17 protein-coding genes and 1 pseudogene are annotated in these 18,498 nt (G+C 62.7%); 14 read left to right on the plus strand and 4 right to left on the minus strand.

Annotation, left to right across the window (positions count from 1 at the left end):
• Positions 1–295: pseudogene (locus ABIB35_RS17415) on the minus strand (hypothetical protein); the annotation flags it as partial.
• Positions 296–799: 504 nt separating this feature from the next.
• Between ABIB35_RS17415 and ABIB35_RS17420 the strand changes: the two are divergent.
• From ABIB35_RS17420 to ABIB35_RS17470, 11 genes are all read left to right on the plus strand, one after another.
• Entirely contained in the window at positions 800–1,429 is a 630-nt protein-coding gene (locus ABIB35_RS17420) for a YesL family protein (RefSeq protein WP_354182994.1), read from the plus strand.
• Positions 1,430–1,541: 112 nt separating this feature from the next.
• The gene (locus ABIB35_RS17425; RefSeq protein WP_354182995.1) at positions 1,542–3,071 is read left to right on the plus strand and encodes an extracellular solute-binding protein; all 1,530 of its coding nucleotides are present in this window, start codon (positions 1,542–1,544) and stop codon (positions 3,069–3,071) included.
• Between the two features lie 65 nt (positions 3,072–3,136).
• On the plus strand, positions 3,137–4,111 hold the full coding sequence (locus ABIB35_RS17430; RefSeq protein ID WP_354182996.1) for an ABC transporter permease: 975 nt from the start codon (positions 3,137–3,139) through the stop codon (positions 4,109–4,111).
• Positions 4,112–4,984, plus strand: coding sequence for a carbohydrate ABC transporter permease (locus ABIB35_RS17435; RefSeq protein ID WP_354182997.1), 873 nt, complete (start codon positions 4,112–4,114; stop codon positions 4,982–4,984).
• Positions 4,985–5,040: 56 nt separating this feature from the next.
• Positions 5,041–5,616, plus strand: coding sequence for a rhamnogalacturonan acetylesterase (locus tag ABIB35_RS17440; RefSeq protein ID WP_502915826.1), 576 nt, complete (start codon positions 5,041–5,043; stop codon positions 5,614–5,616).
• Positions 5,613–6,275, plus strand: coding sequence for a DUF1961 family protein (locus ABIB35_RS17445; protein WP_354182999.1), 663 nt, complete (start codon positions 5,613–5,615; stop codon positions 6,273–6,275). The genes ABIB35_RS17440 and ABIB35_RS17445 overlap by 4 nt, the downstream gene beginning before the upstream one ends.
• A 20-nt stretch (positions 6,276–6,295) precedes the next feature.
• Entirely contained in the window at positions 6,296–8,941 is a 2,646-nt protein-coding gene (locus tag ABIB35_RS17450; protein ID WP_354183000.1) for an exo-rhamnogalacturonan lyase family protein, read from the plus strand.
• A 113-nt stretch (positions 8,942–9,054) separates the two neighbouring features.
• On the plus strand, positions 9,055–9,345 hold the full coding sequence (locus ABIB35_RS17455) for a DUF1540 domain-containing protein (RefSeq protein WP_354183001.1): 291 nt from the start codon (positions 9,055–9,057) through the stop codon (positions 9,343–9,345).
• Between the two features lie 128 nt (positions 9,346–9,473).
• Positions 9,474–11,087 carry an AMP-binding protein gene (locus tag ABIB35_RS17460; protein WP_354183002.1) on the plus strand — a complete coding sequence of 538 codons (1,614 nt, stop codon included), beginning with the start codon at positions 9,474–9,476 and terminating at the stop codon, positions 11,085–11,087.
• A 42-nt stretch (positions 11,088–11,129) separates the two neighbouring features.
• A complete protein-coding gene (locus ABIB35_RS17465) occupies positions 11,130–12,116 on the plus strand; it encodes an HNH endonuclease (protein WP_354183003.1) in 987 nt (328 codons plus the stop codon).
• A gap of 12 nt (positions 12,117–12,128) precedes the next feature.
• Positions 12,129–12,512, plus strand: coding sequence for an RNA-binding S4 domain-containing protein (locus ABIB35_RS17470; protein ID WP_354183004.1), 384 nt, complete (start codon positions 12,129–12,131; stop codon positions 12,510–12,512).
• On the opposite strand, the gene ABIB35_RS17475 is transcribed toward ABIB35_RS17470, so the two are convergent.
• Positions 12,509–13,780 carry an MFS transporter gene (locus ABIB35_RS17475; protein WP_354183005.1) on the minus strand — a complete coding sequence of 424 codons (1,272 nt, stop codon included), beginning with the start codon at positions 13,778–13,780 and terminating at the stop codon, positions 12,509–12,511. The genes ABIB35_RS17470 and ABIB35_RS17475 overlap by 4 nt on opposite strands.
• A gap of 91 nt (positions 13,781–13,871) precedes the next feature.
• The gene (gene scpC, locus ABIB35_RS17480; protein WP_354183006.1) at positions 13,872–15,401 is read right to left on the minus strand and encodes a succinyl-CoA:acetate CoA-transferase ScpC; all 1,530 of its coding nucleotides are present in this window, start codon (positions 15,399–15,401) and stop codon (positions 13,872–13,874) included.
• A 369-nt stretch (positions 15,402–15,770) separates the two neighbouring features.
• On the opposite strand from scpC, the gene ABIB35_RS17485 reads away from it, so the two are divergent.
• Genes ABIB35_RS17485 through ABIB35_RS17495 form a run of 3 tightly spaced genes read left to right on the plus strand, consistent with a single transcriptional unit; the run spans position 15,771 to position 17,827 of the window.
• On the plus strand, positions 15,771–16,598 hold the full coding sequence (locus tag ABIB35_RS17485; protein ID WP_354183007.1) for a DUF1684 domain-containing protein: 828 nt from the start codon (positions 15,771–15,773) through the stop codon (positions 16,596–16,598).
• A gap of 19 nt (positions 16,599–16,617) precedes the next feature.
• On the plus strand, positions 16,618–17,316 hold the full coding sequence (locus ABIB35_RS17490; protein ID WP_354183008.1) for a bifunctional 4-hydroxy-2-oxoglutarate aldolase/2-dehydro-3-deoxy-phosphogluconate aldolase: 699 nt from the start codon (positions 16,618–16,620) through the stop codon (positions 17,314–17,316).
• Positions 17,317–17,365: 49 nt separating this feature from the next.
• Complete coding sequence (locus ABIB35_RS17495) at positions 17,366–17,827, plus strand: GatB/YqeY domain-containing protein (RefSeq protein WP_354183009.1); 462 nt, start codon at positions 17,366–17,368, stop codon at positions 17,825–17,827.
• 21 nt (positions 17,828–17,848) lie between these two features.
• Here ABIB35_RS17495 and ABIB35_RS17500 read toward each other — a convergent pair whose 3' ends face one another.
• Complete coding sequence (locus ABIB35_RS17500) at positions 17,849–18,487, minus strand: peptidyl-tRNA hydrolase (protein WP_354183010.1); 639 nt, start codon at positions 18,485–18,487, stop codon at positions 17,849–17,851.
• Positions 18,488–18,498: the final 11 nt, after the last annotated feature.

Here is an 18,498-nt window from a genome sequence, read left to right on the forward strand (position 1 = left end):
GCCGGGCCAGCACCCTACCAGCCTCCTCCTGGGTGAAGGCCTCAACACCCTGCAACACCAGGGCCCCGGTAAACCCGTCCCGATACCCACCGGCATCCGCCGCCGCAGCCGCCCCCGATCCAGCCTCAGCCCCGGGCCCCACACCGGCACCGGGCTCACTGCCGGTTCCTGCGTCAGCTCCGGTTCCTGCGTCAGTTCCGCTTCCGGCCTCAGCTCCGGCTTCAGTTCCGCGACCACCACTGGCAGACCGTTCCACAGGCCCCGGCTCGGCCTCATAAACCGCCAGGCTGGGCACTGAATCTCTTCCTGACTCCCGCCCTGAATCTCTTCCCGTATTCGGGACAGCGCCCTGCCCGGCAGCGGCGGAACCACCGGTGCTGGTCTTGGGAAAAGATCCGTGCTGATCCATGACTTCAGGCTTTCACCTGCCACTGACATTCCTGGCTCCGGAAAGACTGAAATATCGCACAGCCTACTTGTCGGAGTCACCAGCAGAGCCTCCGCACTACGTGCCAAGGACCGGGAAGGCGTAGCCGCAATTCGCACCTTCGGAGTATCCAGCCTGGATGCGCGTCCGGGGATCACCACCGGATAGATCCCCAGACGCCTCCTACCACCTGTCAGCGACTCCAGCAGGCACACCACTTCCCTGCAACAATTATAACGATTCAAAAATCTATTGACGGACTGGCATATCCAGCCATAGGTTGGTCTCAATCGCGGGAAACCGCATTCCAAGCTGTACTCACAAAGAGGTGTGGTTGATGTTTGGCGATTCCATCAGCAAAGATCCAACGTCTTGAAGAAGGGCAGTCTGGCAGCACGTGCCTACGACTTCTTCGACACCTTGACGTGGATCGCCCTGCTGAATCTGGCGTTCATCGGTTTCACTGTCCTGGGAGGCATTGTTTTCGGGTTTGGGCCTTCCTTCGTCGCTGGGTCTGCACTGGTCCGGAGACGGGCCAGCGGTGAGGCTTTCAACGTGTTTCCTGCTTTTTGGAGGCATTGGAAATCTGATTTCGTCAGGGCGAATGTTGCTCTGCTGCCCGCAGCAGTGGTACTGGCATCACTGTTGTCCAGCTGGGAGTTCTTTCGCAGCGGTCAGGATGGTTTTTCTTCGCTGCTGGCGCCGGTAGTCCTCGTTGTTGCAGGCATCTGCGCCACCATCGTGACGGTGTTCGTGCCGATCCTGAACCACTACGACATCAGGACTGTCGCAGCGGTTCCGGCAGCAATCACACTGACGCTTACCAACCCGCTGCTGCTCATTCTGAATGGGCTCATCCTGTCCGGGGTAACGGTCGCCACCATCCAGCTGCCCGGTCTGGTGCCTTTCTTTTCCTTTGGGTTGGCCATTTACCTGACTACCCGGGTGGCTCTCGACTTTTTTGTTCGCAATGAGGCCCGCCTCGCTGCCTCCCCCGCTTGAGCCGGCAGGTTTCTAGCCCGATATAGATAACTGCACTCACCCGCTGCGGCCGGCATCATGCCGCGATAAAAGCTCTCATCTCTACTTGCTGCATCCATCAAAGGAGATCACAATGCAACGCAAACCTCTCACGGGACTGGCCATTATTCTTAGCGCGGGCATGGCCCTTTCGGCCTGCTCCTCCACCCCGGAGGAGGCCCCATCCCTGGATACCGTCTCCATCATGGTGCCCTTCTTGGAGCCTCAGCCGCCGGAAAAGGGAGATACGGTTCAGACCAAGCTTGAAGAAATTACGGGAAAAAAACTCGACATCAATTGGGTCCCCAACGCCGACTATGAAGAGAAGACCAACATCACCCTTGCCGGAGATGATCTTCCGCACGTAATGATCATTCAGGCCAAGACACCTGGCTTCGTCAAGAATGCTAAGGCGGGCGCTTTCTGGGAGCTCTCGAACTATTTGGATGAGTATCCCAATCTTGTGACTGAAAACCCCGATATTGAACGCAATGCCAGTATCAATGGCGAAGTGTACGGCGTTTACCGGGCACGCGACGCGATGCGAACCTCTGTCATCCTGCGCAAGGACTGGCTGGAGAACCTCGGCCTGGAAACGCCCACTACGGTTGATGACCTTTATGAGATTTCCAAGGCCTTCACCGAAAACGATCCGGACGGCAACGGGGTCAAGGACACCTATGGCCTTATTGTTCCCAAGTGGCCCGGGACCGTGAACTCAAACAGCCCTTACGACGTCGTGGCCACTTGGTTTGGCGCCGGAAACACCTGGGCCGAGCGGGACGGAGAGCTGGTGCCCAACTTCGCCACTGAGGAGTTCATTGAAGCAAATCAGTACCTAAAAAAGTTCGTGGATGAAGGCCTGATCAACGGCGACTACGCGACCATGGACTCGGCAACCTGGAATGAACCGTTTTTCAACGGCAAGGGCGGAATCATCATCGACGTGCACTCGCGCGCTTCGGTGCTCATCGACCTCTTCAAGACGCAGGATCCAACCACCTTTGAGAACTTCGTAGACATCGCCGGCAACCTTGAAGGCCCTGACAGTGAGCTTCATGCCCACCCGACCCCCGGGTTCTCTGGTTTCCTTGCCATTCCCAAAGCGACGGTCAAGACCGAAGCAGAACTGAAGGAAGTCCTTAGCTTCCTCAACGATCTCAACTCAGAGGAGGCCGCAATCCTCATCAACAACGGCATTGAAGACGTCAATTTCACGCTCGATGGCGACCTGACCGTCCCCAAAACCGAGCTCGGTGCTGAAGGCGCGGAAGTCGCCCAGGCGGTCAAGAGCTACTCCCAGCTGGGAACCAATGTGGACGGAATCAAGTATTACCTTCCCAAGCAGGCAACCGCATACGAACAGGAGATGTTCGACAAGCGGCTGCAGCTGCAGGAATCAGATCTCGAATTTGCAGATCAAAACCCGGCCTCAGCTTTCGTCTCCGAAACCCAGGTTGCCAAGGGGGCACAGCTGGACAATATCGTCACGGACGCCCGGATCCAGTTCCTGGCAGGACAGATCGATGAGCAGGCGCTGCGCGACGCCGTCGAGCGCTGGAAGACCAGCGGGGGCAACGACATCATCGCCGAAATCAACGAACAGACCAATTCGACCAAATAAGCATCATCAGGGGGTGCGGCCACATTGGGCGCTGCACCCCCCCGGCCCCCTAGTAAGGACACACCGTGACCAGCATCCTTCAAAACGCGGACCCAATATCCGCAGCCTCCGGACCATCGGCCCCGGCATCACGCAAGGTCTCGTTCAAGGCTCGCCTGGTTCAATACCGGTGGCTGTACCTGCTGCTTATGCCCGGGGTCATTTACTTCGCCGTTTTCCGCTACTGGCCCATGTGGGGCGCACGCATCGCGTTCAAGGACTTTGTTCCCTTCCTTGGCATCGATGGCAGCCCCTGGGTAGGGTTTCAGCACTTTGAGGATTTCTTCACCAACCCGGATTTCCCCCGACTCCTCTCAAATACCCTCATCCTTGCAGCGCTTTCCCTTTTCGTTGCGTTTCCGCTGACCATCATCATGGCCCTGCTGCTCAACGAATTGCGTCTCCAGATCTACAAGCGCACCATCCAGACTCTCGTCTACATTCCCCATTTCCTTTCCTGGACCATTGTGGCGTCGCTGAGCTATCTTCTGCTGGCAATGGATGTAGGCCCGCTATTTACCGGACTGAACAACCTCATGGGTACCAATATCGATTTCCTGGCCGATCCGGACTGGTTTCGTCCGATCATTGTTGCCCAGGAAATCTGGAAGAACACCGGCTGGGGAACCATCATTTTCCTTGCGGCCCTGGCCACCGTAGATCAGGAGCAATATGAGGCCGCCGTCATTGACGGTGCCGGCCGCTTCCAGCGGGTCTGGCATATTACGCTGCCCAACATCCGCGGCGTCATTGTTGTCCTGCTGATCCTGCAGATCGGTCAAATCCTCAACACCGGATTCGAGCAGATCTACCTCATGTCGAACAGCCTGAACCGAAACGTGGCAGATGTCTTCGACACCTATGTGTACTTTGTGGGCATCACCCAGGGTGCTTACAGCTACAGCACCGCCGTGGGGCTGTTCAAGGCGCTTGTGGGCGTCATCCTCATCTTTGGCGCGAATTCGCTCGCCAAGCGGTTCAATCAGTCGGGACTTTTCTAGATGGATAATCGATACAACACAAAACCGGGACGCGTTTTCGACGCTTTCAACATTGTGCTCTTGGGCGTGGTGGGGGTTCTTGCGCTCCTGCCGTTTCTCTTTGTCATCGCGGGGTCGTTCGCAACAGAAGCAGAGCTCACTCGGCGATCATTCTTTCTCTGGCCCGAAGAGTTCACCCTAGGATCCTACGAAGCGATCCTTCAAACTCCGGCCTTTCTCCGGGCAATGGCCACCACCATTGGCGTGACGGCAACCGGGACGGTCATCCAGCTCGCGCTGACTGTGTGCATGGCCTATCCGCTCTCCAAGCGTGCGCTGCCCGGCCGCAACATCATCCTCAGCCTAGTGGTGTTCACCATGGTGTTCTCCGCCGGAATGATCCCCACTTTCCTGGTGGTCAAGGACCTGGGGCTGCTGGATACATGGTGGGCATTGATCCTGCCCATGGCCGTAAACCCCTTCAGCCTGATCATCATCAAAAACTTCTTCCAGGAGCTGCCTGCAGAATTGGAGGAATCGGCCAAGATCGACGGCGCCTCGGAGCTGCGCATCCTCTGGAGCATTCTGCTACCGCTGTCAAAGCCCGTTCTGGCTACGTTTGCCCTCTTCTACGCCGTGGGCATCTGGAACGACTTCATGTCTCCTTTGCTCTACCTCAATGACAGCAATATGTGGACCCTCCAAATGTTCCTGCGCCAAGTGACAGTGGCGTCTCAGGCCATGCTGGACAACCCTGATCCCAGTTACATTCCGCCGTCCCAAGGAATTAAATTTGCCGTGGTGGTGGTTGCCACTGTTCCTATCCTCTTGTTCTACCCGTTCCTCCAAAAGCACTTCGCTAAAGGCATCATGATTGGCTCGGTGAAGGGTTGAGGATACTGTTGGCCGGAGATTCCACGGTGGCCGCCTGCCCTCCGGAGGAGTACCCCATGAGCGGCTGGGGCGCGGTGCTTGCTGCCTTCCTCGACGAGACGGACACGGTGATGAACTTCGCCAAAGGCGGCGCCACCACCGAATCGTTCATCAGCGAAGGCCTGTGGGGCGAGCTCCTGAAAGAGCTCGAGCCGGAGAACCTGGTGCTGATCCAATTTGGTCACAACGACCAAAAGCAGCCTGCTCTCCTGGCGCCCGACGGCGGTTACACCTACAGGTTGGCCGGTTTCCTGGCCGATGTGCGGTCCCGCGGAGCGCTGCCGGTCCTTTGTACTTCTGTTGAGCGCTGCTGGTTCGAGGACGGCCGGTTGGTCCCCTCACACGGCGCCTACCCCCAAGCGGTGCGGGCCTTGGCTGCCCGGGAAAATGTTCCGGTTATCGATCTCACCGTTTTTTCGGCCTGGCTGTACGAATTCCTGGGCGAGGACGCGGCGCCGAGCCTCTTTGCGGAAGGAGACAGGACACATTTCTGTATCCGCGGAGCCAGTGACATCGCCTCGTATGTTGCCCGCGCGCTGCGGGCGTACACGGGCCGGGATGCACTGTTACCGCCGCGGGGACTAAATCTGTGAGCTTTTATACGAACGCTTTGCAGTCCCCCGCCGATTTGGCCGGATGGATCCCCGAGGGCCCCGCGGCTATCAGCCAGGGTCCATCTGGTGTGGTGCTTGCCAGTTCCGCTACGAACCCTGATCAGGACTCTGCGCACTGGACCCTTTGGTGTCCCGTTCCCTTTGCTGACAGGGTGCGCATTTCATGGGATTTCCGGCCCATCGAAGATCCCGGTCTGGCCATGGTTTTTTTCTCAGCGCAGGGGCACTCAGGTGAGTTGTTCGGGCCGGGGCAGCTCCCCCGTGACGGCCGCTACCCGCAATACCATTCAGGGGATATCAATGCCCTGCACCTTTCCTACTTTCGCCGCCGATGGCCCCAGGAGAGGGCTTTCCGCACCTGCAACCTGCGCCGGAGTTCGGGATTCCACCTGGTTGCTCAGGGCGCGGATCCGTTGCCGCCTGCTGTGGACGCGGATGGGTTTTACCGCCTCGTCATCGACAAGGACGGCCCGGACGTGCGCTTCAGCATCAATGGGCTCCCTCTTTTCACCTGGCACGACGACGGCACCCCCGGCGGCGCCCCGCTCACCGGCGGACACTTTGGGTTCCGGCAGATGGCGCCGCTGGTGGCCGAGTACCGCAACCTCTCCGTCTGCACCCTCAATCCACCGACCTGACCCTTCCTGGAGGAACCCCCATGCATGATCCCGTTGTCCTCAATTGGCTGGAGCCAATCGATGTACCCGACACCGCCCCCCTGCCCAGCGGGATGACCTTTGGGGTTCCCTTTGCCCGGGGCACGGTGTCCAACGCCGGCGCACTGACGCTGACGGATGCCGGCGGCCGGGCGGTAGTCCACCAAATATGGCCCGCGGCCACCTGGCCCGACGGATCACTCAAGTGGGCCGGTATAGCAACCGGAGCCCTGCCTTCGGCTTCTTCAAGCGGCCCACTGCTTCTGGCTACATCGAGGCAGCTGGATTCAGCAGCAGCGCAGGAGACTGCCGCTGAAGGCAGCCGGGTCTCGGTGGAAAGCTCGGAAACGGATATCAGGGTTGATACCGGGGCGCTGGTCTGCGTCGTGGGCCGCACCGGCCGCGACTTCCTGAAATCCCTTGCCCGGGACAACGTTGTTGTTGCCGCCGGCGGCCGGCTGATCAGCTCCACGGTGGACACAGTGGATGAAAACGCCACCTCTGTCACTCGCTCCAGCTACGAATCCCAAGTGAATGACGCCGTCGTCGAATCCAGCGGGCCGGCTCGCGTGGTGGTGCGGATCGACGGGGTACATGCCGGGGACGGGCGGAACTGGCTGCCGTTTGTCGTCCGCCTCTACTTTCATGCGGGGGCCAGAAGCATCCGGATGATGCACACCTTTACCTGGGACGGCGACGAGCACAGCGACTTCCTCTCCGGACTGGGGGTCCGCTTCACTGTGCCGCTCCAGGGGCAACTGCATGATCGCCACATACGCATTGCCGGAGCTGACGGCGGATTCCTCATGGAGGCGGTGCGTGGCATGACCGGGCTGCGCCGAGATCCCGGTGCTGATGTCCGCGCTGCCCAGATTGCCGGTGTTGCCACTCCCGATCCGGAAACTTGGAACCCTGAGGTCAGCGGACGGCTGGACCTCATCCCGGCTTGGCCGGACTACTCGCTGGCCCAGCTCACTAGCGACGGGTTCAGCCTGCAAAAACGCACCGGACAGAACCACCCCTGGATCGGGATCTCCACCGGCACCCGCTCTGAAGGATTCGCGTACCTCGGTACGCCCAATGGTGGCTTCGGCATTGGAATCCGTGATTTCTGGAAGTCCTACCCTGCGGGAATCGACATCCGCGGCGCGGACAAGTCGGCCGCTGAGCTCACACAATGGCTGCATTCCCCGCAGGCACAGCCCATGGACCTGCGCTTCTACCACGACGGGCTGGGGCAGGACACCTATGAAAAGCAGCTCGAAGGGCTGGAAATCACCTACGAAGACTATGAAAAAGGGTTCGGAACGCCCCACGGAATCGCACGCACCCACGAGGTGACACTCTTTGCGTACGATGCCACACCGGCGGCCCTCCGCCTCGCTGCGGACGCCCGATGGGCCTCCACGCCCCCGCTGCTCCAGGCAACACCCGCCCATATCTCCTCCGCCCGCGTTTTCGGGGACTGGGCCCCCGTCAACCGCAGCAGCACCGCAGCGGCGGCACTGGAGGACAAGCTGGATTTCCTGTTCGATTTCTACGCAGGGCAGATTGAGCAGCGCCGTTGGTACGGCTTCTGGAATTACGGCGATGTGATGCACACTTACGACGCCGACCGCCATGTCTGGCGCTACGACGTTGGCGGATACGCCTGGGACAACTCCGAACTGTCACCGGATCTATGGCTTTGGTACGCCTACCTCCGGTCCGGCAGGGCGGACATCTTTCGCGTGGCAGAGGCCATGACCAGGCACACCGGCGAAGTTGATGTGTACCATTTGGGCCGATGGGCCGGGCTAGGGACCCGGCACAATGTGCAGCACTGGGGCTGCAGTGCAAAACAGCACCGGATATCCAGTGCTGCCTACAGGCGTTTTTATTACTTCCTGACCGCGGACGACCGCACCGGAGACCTGCTGGATGAATTGGTGGACGGAGAACGGAACTTCCTGAAGCTGGATCCGACCCGGAAAGTCCGGGACGACATCTATTCACCGGATCCCGCGGCCTTAGCCGTTGGTCTCGGCACTGACTACGGCGCTCTCGCTGCTGCATGGCTGACGGCGTGGGAACGCCACGGTGATCCGGAAGCGCGCGCCAAGCTCCTGGGCACTATGCAGGACATCGGTGCGCTAAAGTACGGCTTCCTGACCGGAGAAGCCCGCTATGACATGCATAGCGGACGCTTCGATGCCGGACGTGAGCGGATCAGCGTCTCCCACCTCAGTGCAGTCTTTGGCTTGGTGGAGATAGCCAGCGAATTGATCAGCTTGGTCGACGTTCCCGGATTTGAGCAGGCCTGGCTACAGTACTGCCGCCTTTTTCTGGCTCCGCCGGAGGAACAGGAAGCTGAAGTTGGCCAGCCACTGGCTGGTATATACCTGACTCAGGCGCACAGCCGGCTCACGGCTTACGCCGCTGCACGCCTCTCCGACCCCGCCCTCGCTCGGCGGGCGTGGGTGGAATTTGCTGCCGGCGGGGAGCTGCTGGGAAATGATGTCGCTTTTCAGCTGCATCCTGTCTCACCTCCGCACGTGCTTGTGCCGGTGACCGAGGCCAGAACGGTATCCACTAATGATGCTTCCCAGTTTGCTTTGGCCGCTATCCAGCTGCTCGCGCTGGTGGGCAGCTACGCCCCTGAACCGTAGGCGGCACCCAGGCGGACCAGCAGAAAATACGTCCAACAAATTCGTCCTAATTATTGGCGCGCAGCGGTGGTACGTTCGGAATTCGACAGACAGCAACTCCCTCTGGAGGAACCATGACTGATCATGTGGCACCCGTCAGCGATTGCTCCGTCCACAGCTGCGACTACAACCACGATGGCTGCACCGCATATGCCATTACCGTGGGCGGAACCCCCAACCATGCCAGCTGTTCCACGTTCATCGACACCACGGCAACCGGGGGCCTGCCCAAGGTCCTGGCCTCCGTCGGAGCCTGCACGCGGAGCGAATGCCGGCACAACGACCACCTCATGTGCACCGCTCACGACGTCAAGGTGGGCCCCGGAGCCGAGCAGGCCGACTGCCTGACGTATTCGGCCAAGTAACTGGGCGTAGTGTCTGCGCCCACAAACGGGCGCAGACACAGCGGCGCCGGGCGGGAACCCCGGAAATGTGATCCAAGCCTCACAAAGCCTGTAGCGTTAGAGGCCATCAACCCGCCCCAAGGAGAAACATGCCAGGCTTGGACACCGCCTTGACACCGCTTCGCTTCCTGGAACGGGCAGCCCAGGTGCACCCGGACAAGACGGCGGTGATCGACGGCGACCGGCAGCTGACCTATCGGCAGTTCGCCGCAGAGGTAACCCGCGCCGCCCATGCACTGCGCGCCTCCGGATTAGAGGAGGGCGGCCGGGCGGCCTATCTGGGCGCCAACTCCGCGGAGCTGCTGATTGCCCATTACGCAGTACCGCTGGCCGGCGGTGTCCTTGTTCCGCTGAATACGCGCCTCTCTGCTCACGAGGTTGCCTATATCTGCAACCACGCCGGCGCGTCCCTGCTGTTTGGCGATCCGGATCTACTCCGCGGCCTCGGCCCTGCCGATCTGACCACCGTTCGTGAGGTGATTTCCTTCCCCCTGCAGGACGGAACCGCGGACACGGTGGAGGGAACGACGTCGTACGCCGTTTTCCTGGCCCGCGGCACCGACAATCCGCTCCCCTGGGAGGTCGAGGACGAAAACACTGTCATTAGCCTGAACTACACCTCAGGCACCACAGGGCGGCCCAAGGGCGTCATGTATACGCACCGCGGGGCGTACCTGAATGCGCTCGGCGAAGTGCATCATCAGGGCTTCGGTGCCGATACGGTCTACCTCTGGACGCTGCCGATGTTCCACTGCAACGGCTGGTGCACCACATGGGCACTGACTGCTGCCTCGGGAACGCATGTCTGCCTGCGCGCGGTCCGCGGTCCGGACATCTGGCGATTGATCGACTCCTGCGGGGTGGACCATCTGGCGGGCGCCCCCACGGTCCTGAGCGCCATCGCCACGGCGGCTGAAGCGCACGAACTTGTTCATCCGCTGACCATTGTCACTGCCGGCGCCCCACCCAGCCCCACCATCATCAAGAAAATCCACCAGCTGAAAGCTACTGTGGTGCACGTTTACGGCCTCACCGAATCCTACGGACCGTATGCAGTCTGTGAACCGCAGGCCGCCTGGCGGCCACTGGACGGCGACGCCCTGGCTCGGAAGATGGCCCGGCAGGGCGTGGGCATGCTGACCTCGGACCGGCTGCGTGTTGTCCGCGACGAGGTTGGAGCGTCAGGAGACCTCATCGATGTGGCGGACGACGGCGTGGAAATGGGTGAGATTGTCATGCGCGGGAACTCCGTGATGAACGGCTACTACCGCGACGACGCCGGGACCGCTGATGCCTTCCGCGGCGGCTGGTTCCGCACCGGCGACCTGGGCGTCATGCATGCCGACGGCTACGTCCAGTTACTGGACCGTTCCAAGGACGTGGTGGTTTCCGGAGGCGAGAACATCTCCACGATCGAGGTGGAGCAGGCCCTGGCCAGCCATCCGGCCGTGGCCGACGTGGCGGTAATCGGCGTTCCGGATGACCGCTGGGGTGAACGGCCCAAGGCCTTTGTGGTGCTTGCCCCCGGCGTGACCGTCACAGCAGAGGACCTCCTGGCTCATGTGAAGGAGCAGATCGCCTCCTACAAGGCACCGCGCAGCGTGGAATTCATTCTCGACCTGCCCAAGACATCCACCGGCAAAATCCGCAAGAATGAACTGCGGTCCCTGGAGTGGGAAGGGCACGAGGCCAGGATCAACTAGGCTCCCAGAACCAGGTCAACCCGGAAAAGCAGAGGAGAACACATGGCCGCCGTCGTGCTGGGCTGGAATCCGGCCACAGCGTTTGGGGCCGGGCCCGGCCGCACTGACTTCGCGGCAGCTGCTGCCACAGTGGACAGCACGGGTCTCTTTGGCACCCGCTGGCGGGTGGGGCGCGGACAGCGGCTGGACCTCGGCACCGATGTCTGGCTCTTTGCACAGGGCCGCCACGGCCGGGGGCTGTTGGGGCACGGTATCGTGGCCTCGGCTCCGCAACCCGGTGCCGCGTTGCCGGCCCGGCTGGGGCTGCTCGCCGGCATCGTCTTTGACCTGCTCCTGACGCCGGGCGATGCCTTGCCGGCCGAGCTGCTGACTGCCAGCGTTCCGGACCTGAACTGGAACGCGGTGCGCAGCACGGGAACGATTGTTCCAGCCCAGGCCCAGGCCTCCCTACGCTCAGCCTGGGCCTCGTATCTGCGTTCGCTCCCGGTTCCCGAGGGGTGGCAGGGAGCGGTGGACCCCACGATTCCGCTCCCGGGGAGCATGCCTCAGGACACGCTTCGCCAGGTGGCGGTGAACCGCTTTGAACATGACCCCGACGCCGTCCAGCGGTGTGTGGCGTTCCACGGCACCTCCTGCGCAGCGTGCGGACTCTCGATGCAGCAGATCTACGGCCCCGCAGGCGCTGAGTATATTCAGGTGCACCACATCGTTCCGCCCGCCGCCATCGGTCCGGATTATGTCCTGGACCCGGTCTCCGACCTGCTGCCCATGTGCCCCAACTGCCACGCAATGTCCCACCGCGGCGCACCCGACCCGTATACCCCGGCCGAACTGCGGCAGATGCTTGCCTCATCGGCCGGTCCCCGGCGAGCTCCCAATCCCCTGCCCGGTGCGGTGGCCACGCCCGACCAGCTGTCAGCGCTGGCGGACGCCGAGCGACTCCGGGAGGCGCCGGAGAACCGCCGGGAGGCAGCGGAGGACCGCCGGGAGGCAGAGCAGATCATGAATCCCCGGCCAAACACACAGTAGAATCGGTACCCCATGAGCATTCCTGCGAGCACCTCGAAATCAGTCCGCGTGGATGCCTGGCTGTGGGCCGTCAGGGCCTACAAGACCAGGTCCGCCGCTACTGCAGCCTGCCGGGCCGGTCATGTGCGGCTCAACGGCAATCCTGCCAAAGCGGCCCAGCCGGTCCAGCCCGGAGACACCGTCAGGGTGCGCCAGCCCGGCTACGAAAGAATCCTCGAAGTCCGCCAGCTGATCGCCAAGCGGGTGGGTGCGGAGGCCGCGTCCCACTGCTTTACCGACCACACTCCCCCGCGCCCGGTGGGCCCCGTCCTCGGAGTGCCGATGCGGGATCGGGGTGCCGGGCGTCCCACCAAAAAAGACCGCCGCGAGATCGACCGGCTACGCGGCGAGGGCTAGGCCGGGGAACGCCGCAGCTGGTCGTCCACGAACCGAGGCGCTGCGGCAAGCATACCGGCGGCTGCCATGACGGCGGAGGAACCGATCAGGATGATCAGCGGTACCGTCCAGCTTCCCGTTGCTTCATGGAGTGCACCTATAGCGAAAGGTCCCAACGCCGCCAGCAGGTAACCCACCGGCTGGCAGAATCCGGAGAGTTCAGCTGTGATCCGCGGAGTGCGGGAGCGCGCGATAATCAGGGCCAGCGCCGTCGGAAAACAGAAGCCGCCGAGGCCAAGCAACAGGGCCCAGAGCCACGGCACTTCCGCCGGAAGCAGCAGCAGGCCAAGGTAACCGGCGCCGGTGCAGGCTGCCAGCGCAGCGATGTAGAGCGGCAGCCCCGGCGCGCGCGCCACCAGTGAGGGCATGATCAGTCCGCCCGGTATTCCAAGGGATGCGATGATCGCCATCATCAACCCGGCCTGGGATTGGCTCAGCCCTGCATCACGGTAGATTTGCGCGGCCCAGCCGAACTGTACATAGGCATTCATCGACTGCACGCCGAAAAATACGCACAGAGCCACAGCGGTCCGGGACGAGGTGATCCGCCGATGTCCCGGGCCACCCGCTTCTTGGCCGCTGACTGGGGCTCCTTCCCCCACCCCTGCACGCCGGTCCCGAACGGAAATAAGGATCCAGGGAACCAGGGCAAGCAGCGCCGCAGCGCCCCAGACGCGGATGCTGATCTGCCATCCGTTGGGGCCGCTGGCGGATAGCGGCCCGGCAATCAGCAGCGGCAGAGTTGCTCCCACCGCCAAAGTGGTGCCGTACACCGAGTTCAGCAGGGCGGTCCGGGTGCCTCCGTGTCGTTTGATGAACGCGGGCACCAGAATGTTGCCTACCGCCATACCGGCAAACGCCAGCACCGTGAGCAGCATGAACACCACCGGGGATTCCACCACTGAGCGCAGCAGCAATCCCGCTGCCACAGCCACCAGCCCCGCCGTAATGGTCCGGCTGATGCCTGCCCTTCGGGAGAGAGCCACAGCCAGCGCCCCGATCACGGCGAAGGTGAGCCCGGGCAGAGCGGTCAGGACTCCGGCCTGGACCGACCCCATCCCCAGGGTTGACTGGAGTTCGGCCAGTACCGGGCCAATCGACGTCGCTCCCGGACGCAGGTTGACCGCGATCAGAACGACGGCGGCAGCAGCGGCCCAGAGAGGCAGCGGAAGGCGGGATTTACGTTGGTCCATGGGTTTCCCGGCCGTCCGGTTTTCAGTTTCACTCACTGAAGCTTTCTAGCATGTACCCGGCGAAACACCATCTGCACCGCTTCCGGTGCGTGTCACACGATGAATCCGGGCTAGGCGTATGGACGGGCTAGGCCCGGGCAGGCTGCTGAATCCGGCTGTCACCGGTTTCCACAAACCGGTGGTGCCAGGACAATGCCTCATCCAGCAGGTGCGGGGTGTGCTTGCCGAAACTCTCCCGGCACGCACGGTCAAAATAGTCCTGCAGCAGCGGCTGGAAATCCGGGTGCGCGCACTTATCGATGATGGTGCGGGCACGCTGCTTGGGCGAGAGGCCGCGCAGATCGGCAAGGCCTCGTTCCGTCACAATCAGCATGGTGTCGTGCTCGGTGTGGTCCACATGGCTGACCATCGGCACAATTCCGGAAATCTTGCCGCCCTTGGCTGTGCTCGGCGAAAGGAAGGCAGACAGGAAACCGTTACGGGCAAAGTCGCCGGAGCCGCCGATCCCGTTCATCATTGCTGTCCCGGCTATGTGTGTTGAGTTCACATTGCCGTAAAGGTCCGCCTCAATCATGCCGTTCATGGCGATGCAGCCCAGCCGGCGGATGAGCTCGGGGTGGTTGGAGATTTCCTGGGTGCGCAGGATGATCCGCTTGCGGTAGAACTCAATGTTGGAGTTGAACTCCTCGATTCCCGCCGGGCTGAGGGAGAAGGAGGTTGCGGAAGCCACCCGGATCACACCGTCGCGGATCAGATGCAGCATCCCGTCCTGGATTACTTCTGTATAAGCGGTCAGCCCGGTGTATCCCGAGGTGGCCAGACCACCCAGGACCGCGTTGGCAATGTTGCCGACGCCGGACTGCAGCGGCAGGAGCTTGTCGGTCAGCCGGCCGGCCTTGATCTCATCCCCGAAAAAGTCGATCAGGTGCCCGGCAATCTGCTGCGAGGTTTCATCCGGTGCGGCGAAGGGCGTCATGCGGTCCGGAGCGTCCGTTTCCACGACGGCGATGACCTTCTCCGGATCCAGCCGCAGGTAGGGTTCACCAATCCGGTCATCCGGATTCACCAGCATGATCGGCTTGCGGTGCGGGGGCAGGGCGGTGCCGTAGTAGACATCGTGCATGCCGTCCATGGCTGCAGCCTGCTGGATGTTCACTTCGAGGATGATCTTGTCCGCCTGCTCGATCCAGGTCTTGTTGTTGCCGACTGACGAGGACGGGATCAGGGAGCCGTCTTCATTGATGCCCACCACCTCGATCACTGCAAGGTCAATGTGGCCGTAGAACCCAAACCAGGTGTACTGGGCCACGTGCCCCAGGTGGATATCAATGTACTCAAGTTCGCCGTCGTTGATCCGCTTCCGCAGGGTGGGATCGGATTGGTACGGCAGGCGCAGTTCCATTCCGCCGGCCTTGGCGAGCACGCCGTCGAGCTCGGGGGCGGTGGAGGCGCCGGTCAGTACCTTGATCTGGAAGTCCTCGCCGCGGGCATGGGCTTCCTCCATCTGGAGGGCAAGCGCCTGCGGCACCTCCTTGGGATACCCGGCCCCGGTAAAACCGCTCATCGCCACGGTCATGCCTGGTTTGATGAGCGCTGCGGCCTGCTCTGCTGACATCCTGCGCTCAAGCAGTCCTTCGTGGCGAATACGGTCGTGCATGGTGGCCTTTCCTTAGATGGGACCAACCAACACTATCCGCTGTGAGGTGTGCGTCATATTTACTGGTCATCCGCGCCACACCGGACGTGCGGTCAGGGCACCCGCCGCTGCTCCGGGCGCCCTGCAGACCGCCGCGGGCCGCGACGGAGGTTCAGCGTAACCGGCCCAAGACCCCGGAACCGGCAAGGACATGATAAAAGTCCACCCCAGGTCGCCTGACCAGTATTCTGCTCAATCTGATCGAGGGCGGACACCGGTTCTGTCTGGCGGCGGCGTGACTGCTCAGGTGAGGGCCGGGTGCGGCAAAGCCCCGGGCTACACTTCCCAAAGCAGCCGGTTAAGTTATCGGTTGAGGGAACCGGAGGAACCATGAGCACCCCCAAGCTCGAGACCATTACCCAGTGGCAGACCTTTCGCAGCGCCCGCAACGCCGAGCTGGCGCAGAAGCACGGTTGGCTGACCCTGACGTCGCTGCAGTGGCTGACGGAAACGCCGTCCCCTGTGGAGCACCTCCCCGGGCTGTGGTCCGTGGAAGGTGACGCCGCGGTCCTGTCCGCAACCGGCGGCGACGGCCTTACCCTGGCCGCCACAGATGCTCCCGTTGACGGCACCGTCACTGCGTCCCTTGCTGACGAGGAGTCACTCATCTGGGTTCACTACGGCGGTTCCAACGGAAAGCAGATCGCGGTGGAGCTGGCCCGGCGAGGCGGTCGCTATGCCCTGCGCACCCGTGACGCGGCCGCAGCAGTCTTCACCGCATTCCGCGGCGTGCCCACCTTCGGCTACCGTCCGGATCTGGTGGTTGAAGGGCGTTTAGAGGCGTATCCAGAGCCGGTGGAAGTTCCCATCCGCACCGCACACCCCGCCGTCGACGGCGTGCACCTCACCGTCGGTGAAGTGGTGCTCCGCCTGCCCGGGTCGGGGCAGGACTACCGGCTTCAGGTGAGCGACGAGGGGCGCGGGCGCCTGGCCCTGACCTTCCACGACCCGACCAACAATGTGAGCACGGCCGGCTGGCGGAAAGTCGCCTTCGACGCACCGAAACCGGGAACTTCCACGGTCACGGTGGATTTCAACCGCTCTGTGAATTATCCCAGTGCCTTTACACCGTTTGGGACCTGCCCCATGCCGGTAGGCGGCAACATCATCGGCGTTCCCGTCGAGGCCGGAGAACAAGACCCCGGGACGCGCATCTAACGTCCGAAAGGCTTCCGTGATGACTGCAGACCCCATCAGCCCAATGCCCAACCGGGCCCCCTGGGGCAGCGGCCTGCACAAGACCCGGATCATGGCCGTGCTGGGGGTGGGTGGAGGGTTCCTCGGAGGGCCCCGCCCGGAGCTGTCCCGGGTGACGGCGGTGACGGAGACCCTGGTGGAGAACGGTATCCGCTGCCTGGCACTGACTGCAGGCGGGGCGGACGGCCTTCCGGATCTGGAACGGCTCGCCGCCCGGCTGCCCGCCGGTGTTGAGCTGGGCCTCGGGGCGGCCATGACCCCGGATGACGTGATCCGGGCGGCAGCTGCCGGAGCCGGATTTGTGCGCTCCCCGCAGGTGGCCCCCGACGTGGTCCATGCTGCCCGGCGCTGCGGTCTCGCCAGCTATCCAGGCGCTCTGACTCCCACCGAAATCCACCTCGCGTGGCGGACCGGTGCCACCGCTGTCCACCTGTTTCCGGGCAGCGTCCAGGGCCCTGGCTATCTGGCCGCCGTTCGGCGGGCGCTGCCGGGGATCCCACTGATCCCTTCCGGCGGCATTGGCTGCGACGATGTGGCCGAATGGCTCGCAGCCGGTGCCGCCGCCGTCGGGTTGGGCCGTTCACTGTTGGGTGATGCTCTGCTCCCGGGAGGCAATCTGCGGTTGCTGGGAGTACGCACCCGCTTGGTCTGCGCAGCCGCGGCCGGGGCGCACAGCTGAGATCATGGAAGCAACACACTCGACGATCTCTCACCGGAAATGAGTCCCCATGACACTCAAAGAGCAGCTCCAGGCCGATATGAAGACCCATATGAAGGCAGGCAACCGCACCGCCCTGATGACGGTGCGCAACGTGCTCGGCGAAATCGAGACCCGGGAAAAGTCCGGCAAAACTCCGGTGGAGCTTGATGATGCACAGGTTGTAGCACTGCTGCAGAAGGAAGCCGCCAAGCGCCGGGACACCGCCGGAATCTACAGTGAAGCCGGTGAAAACGAGCGCGGCGACGCCGAGATCGCTGAGGCTGAAATCATCGAAGCCTATCTGCCGGAACCACTGACCGCAGCTGACGTGGAGGCCATCGTGGACGAAGCAGTGGCTGAGCTGACGGCTGACGGAACGGAGCTGACCATGCGCCAGATGGGTCAGGTCATGAAGCCGGTGACGGCCAAGGTGGCCGGCCGCTTCGATGGCAAGGCCGTCAGCGAGATTGTCCGCAGCCGCCTGGCCTGATTCCGGAGGAACCCGCCGAATCTACCCCGCGGCCGCCACAAACGCGGTAGCCGTGTTGGGCGCAATCTCCGTCATTCCAGCGTCCACGATCAGCGGTCCGGCGCCCGGGGCCTTCGCGAGCGTGTCAAACTCGGGGCCCTTGGCGAGCCGGACGCTGGCCCGGGTTCCGGCGTCGTACCAGGCCGTGCGCTCTTCCGCGGACAGCGTCAGGTACCAGGCCAGCAGGGCGTGCGCAGCCTGGGCGCCGGCCTTGCCAGTGGACATCTCCAAATCAGCGTTGACGACAATGAGCGGTGAGCCCGGGCCGCCGGGCACCGGGTCGCCGTCCGGCAGGTGCGTGCCGGACACCTGCAGAGCGCGCAGCTTTTTGGGCATCTCCTCGTAGGTCACCGGTTCAAAGGCAACGGCTTTTGCCCGGCCGACAACGACGGTCCCGGACGGTGCCGACGCAGCCATCTTCTCGAACACCTTAGGCCCGGCGCGGCGGACCGTTTTGGTGAACCGGCCAAAAACCCAGTTTTCCCAGGCCTCATCTTCAGACCTGCGGGCGTAGGCGCTCACGCTGGCCACGGCTGCGGCAGCCACCGCATCGAGGTGGGCTGCGGGATCTTCCTTGTCCACGAGCAGGACGATCGGCTGGACGGTGTCACTGGGTTGCATGCCCCTAGTTT

The organism is Arthrobacter sp. UYP6 (assembly GCF_040547315.1).
In the GTDB taxonomy this organism is placed as follows: Bacteria; Actinomycetota; Actinomycetes; order Actinomycetales; family Micrococcaceae; genus Arthrobacter_B.

Excerpts from the sequence above, each read along its gene's own strand:
- ABIB35_RS17425 (WP_354182995.1), top strand. The coding sequence starts at position 1,542 with ATGCAACGCAAACCTCTCACGGGACTGGCCATTATTCTTAGCGCGGGC.
- ABIB35_RS17435 (WP_354182997.1), top strand. The coding sequence starts at position 4,112 with ATGGATAATCGATACAACACAAAACCGGGACGCGTTTTCGACGCTTTC.
- ABIB35_RS17440 (WP_502915826.1), top strand. The coding sequence starts at position 5,041 with ATGAGCGGCTGGGGCGCGGTGCTTGCTGCCTTCCTCGACGAGACGGAC.
- ABIB35_RS17450 (WP_354183000.1), top strand. The coding sequence starts at position 6,296 with ATGCATGATCCCGTTGTCCTCAATTGGCTGGAGCCAATCGATGTACCC.
- ABIB35_RS17455 (WP_354183001.1), top strand. The coding sequence starts at position 9,055 with ATGACTGATCATGTGGCACCCGTCAGCGATTGCTCCGTCCACAGCTGC.
- ABIB35_RS17460 (WP_354183002.1), top strand. The coding sequence starts at position 9,474 with ATGCCAGGCTTGGACACCGCCTTGACACCGCTTCGCTTCCTGGAACGG.
- ABIB35_RS17465 (WP_354183003.1), top strand. The coding sequence starts at position 11,130 with ATGGCCGCCGTCGTGCTGGGCTGGAATCCGGCCACAGCGTTTGGGGCC.
- ABIB35_RS17470 (WP_354183004.1), top strand. The coding sequence starts at position 12,129 with ATGAGCATTCCTGCGAGCACCTCGAAATCAGTCCGCGTGGATGCCTGG.
- scpC (WP_354183006.1), bottom strand. The coding sequence starts at position 15,401 with ATGCACGACCGTATTCGCCACGAAGGACTGCTTGAGCGCAGGATGTCA.
- ABIB35_RS17485 (WP_354183007.1), top strand. The coding sequence starts at position 15,771 with ATGAGCACCCCCAAGCTCGAGACCATTACCCAGTGGCAGACCTTTCGC.
- ABIB35_RS17490 (WP_354183008.1), top strand. The coding sequence starts at position 16,618 with ATGACTGCAGACCCCATCAGCCCAATGCCCAACCGGGCCCCCTGGGGC.
- ABIB35_RS17495 (WP_354183009.1), top strand. The coding sequence starts at position 17,366 with ATGACACTCAAAGAGCAGCTCCAGGCCGATATGAAGACCCATATGAAG.
- ABIB35_RS17500 (WP_354183010.1), bottom strand. The coding sequence starts at position 18,487 with ATGCAACCCAGTGACACCGTCCAGCCGATCGTCCTGCTCGTGGACAAG.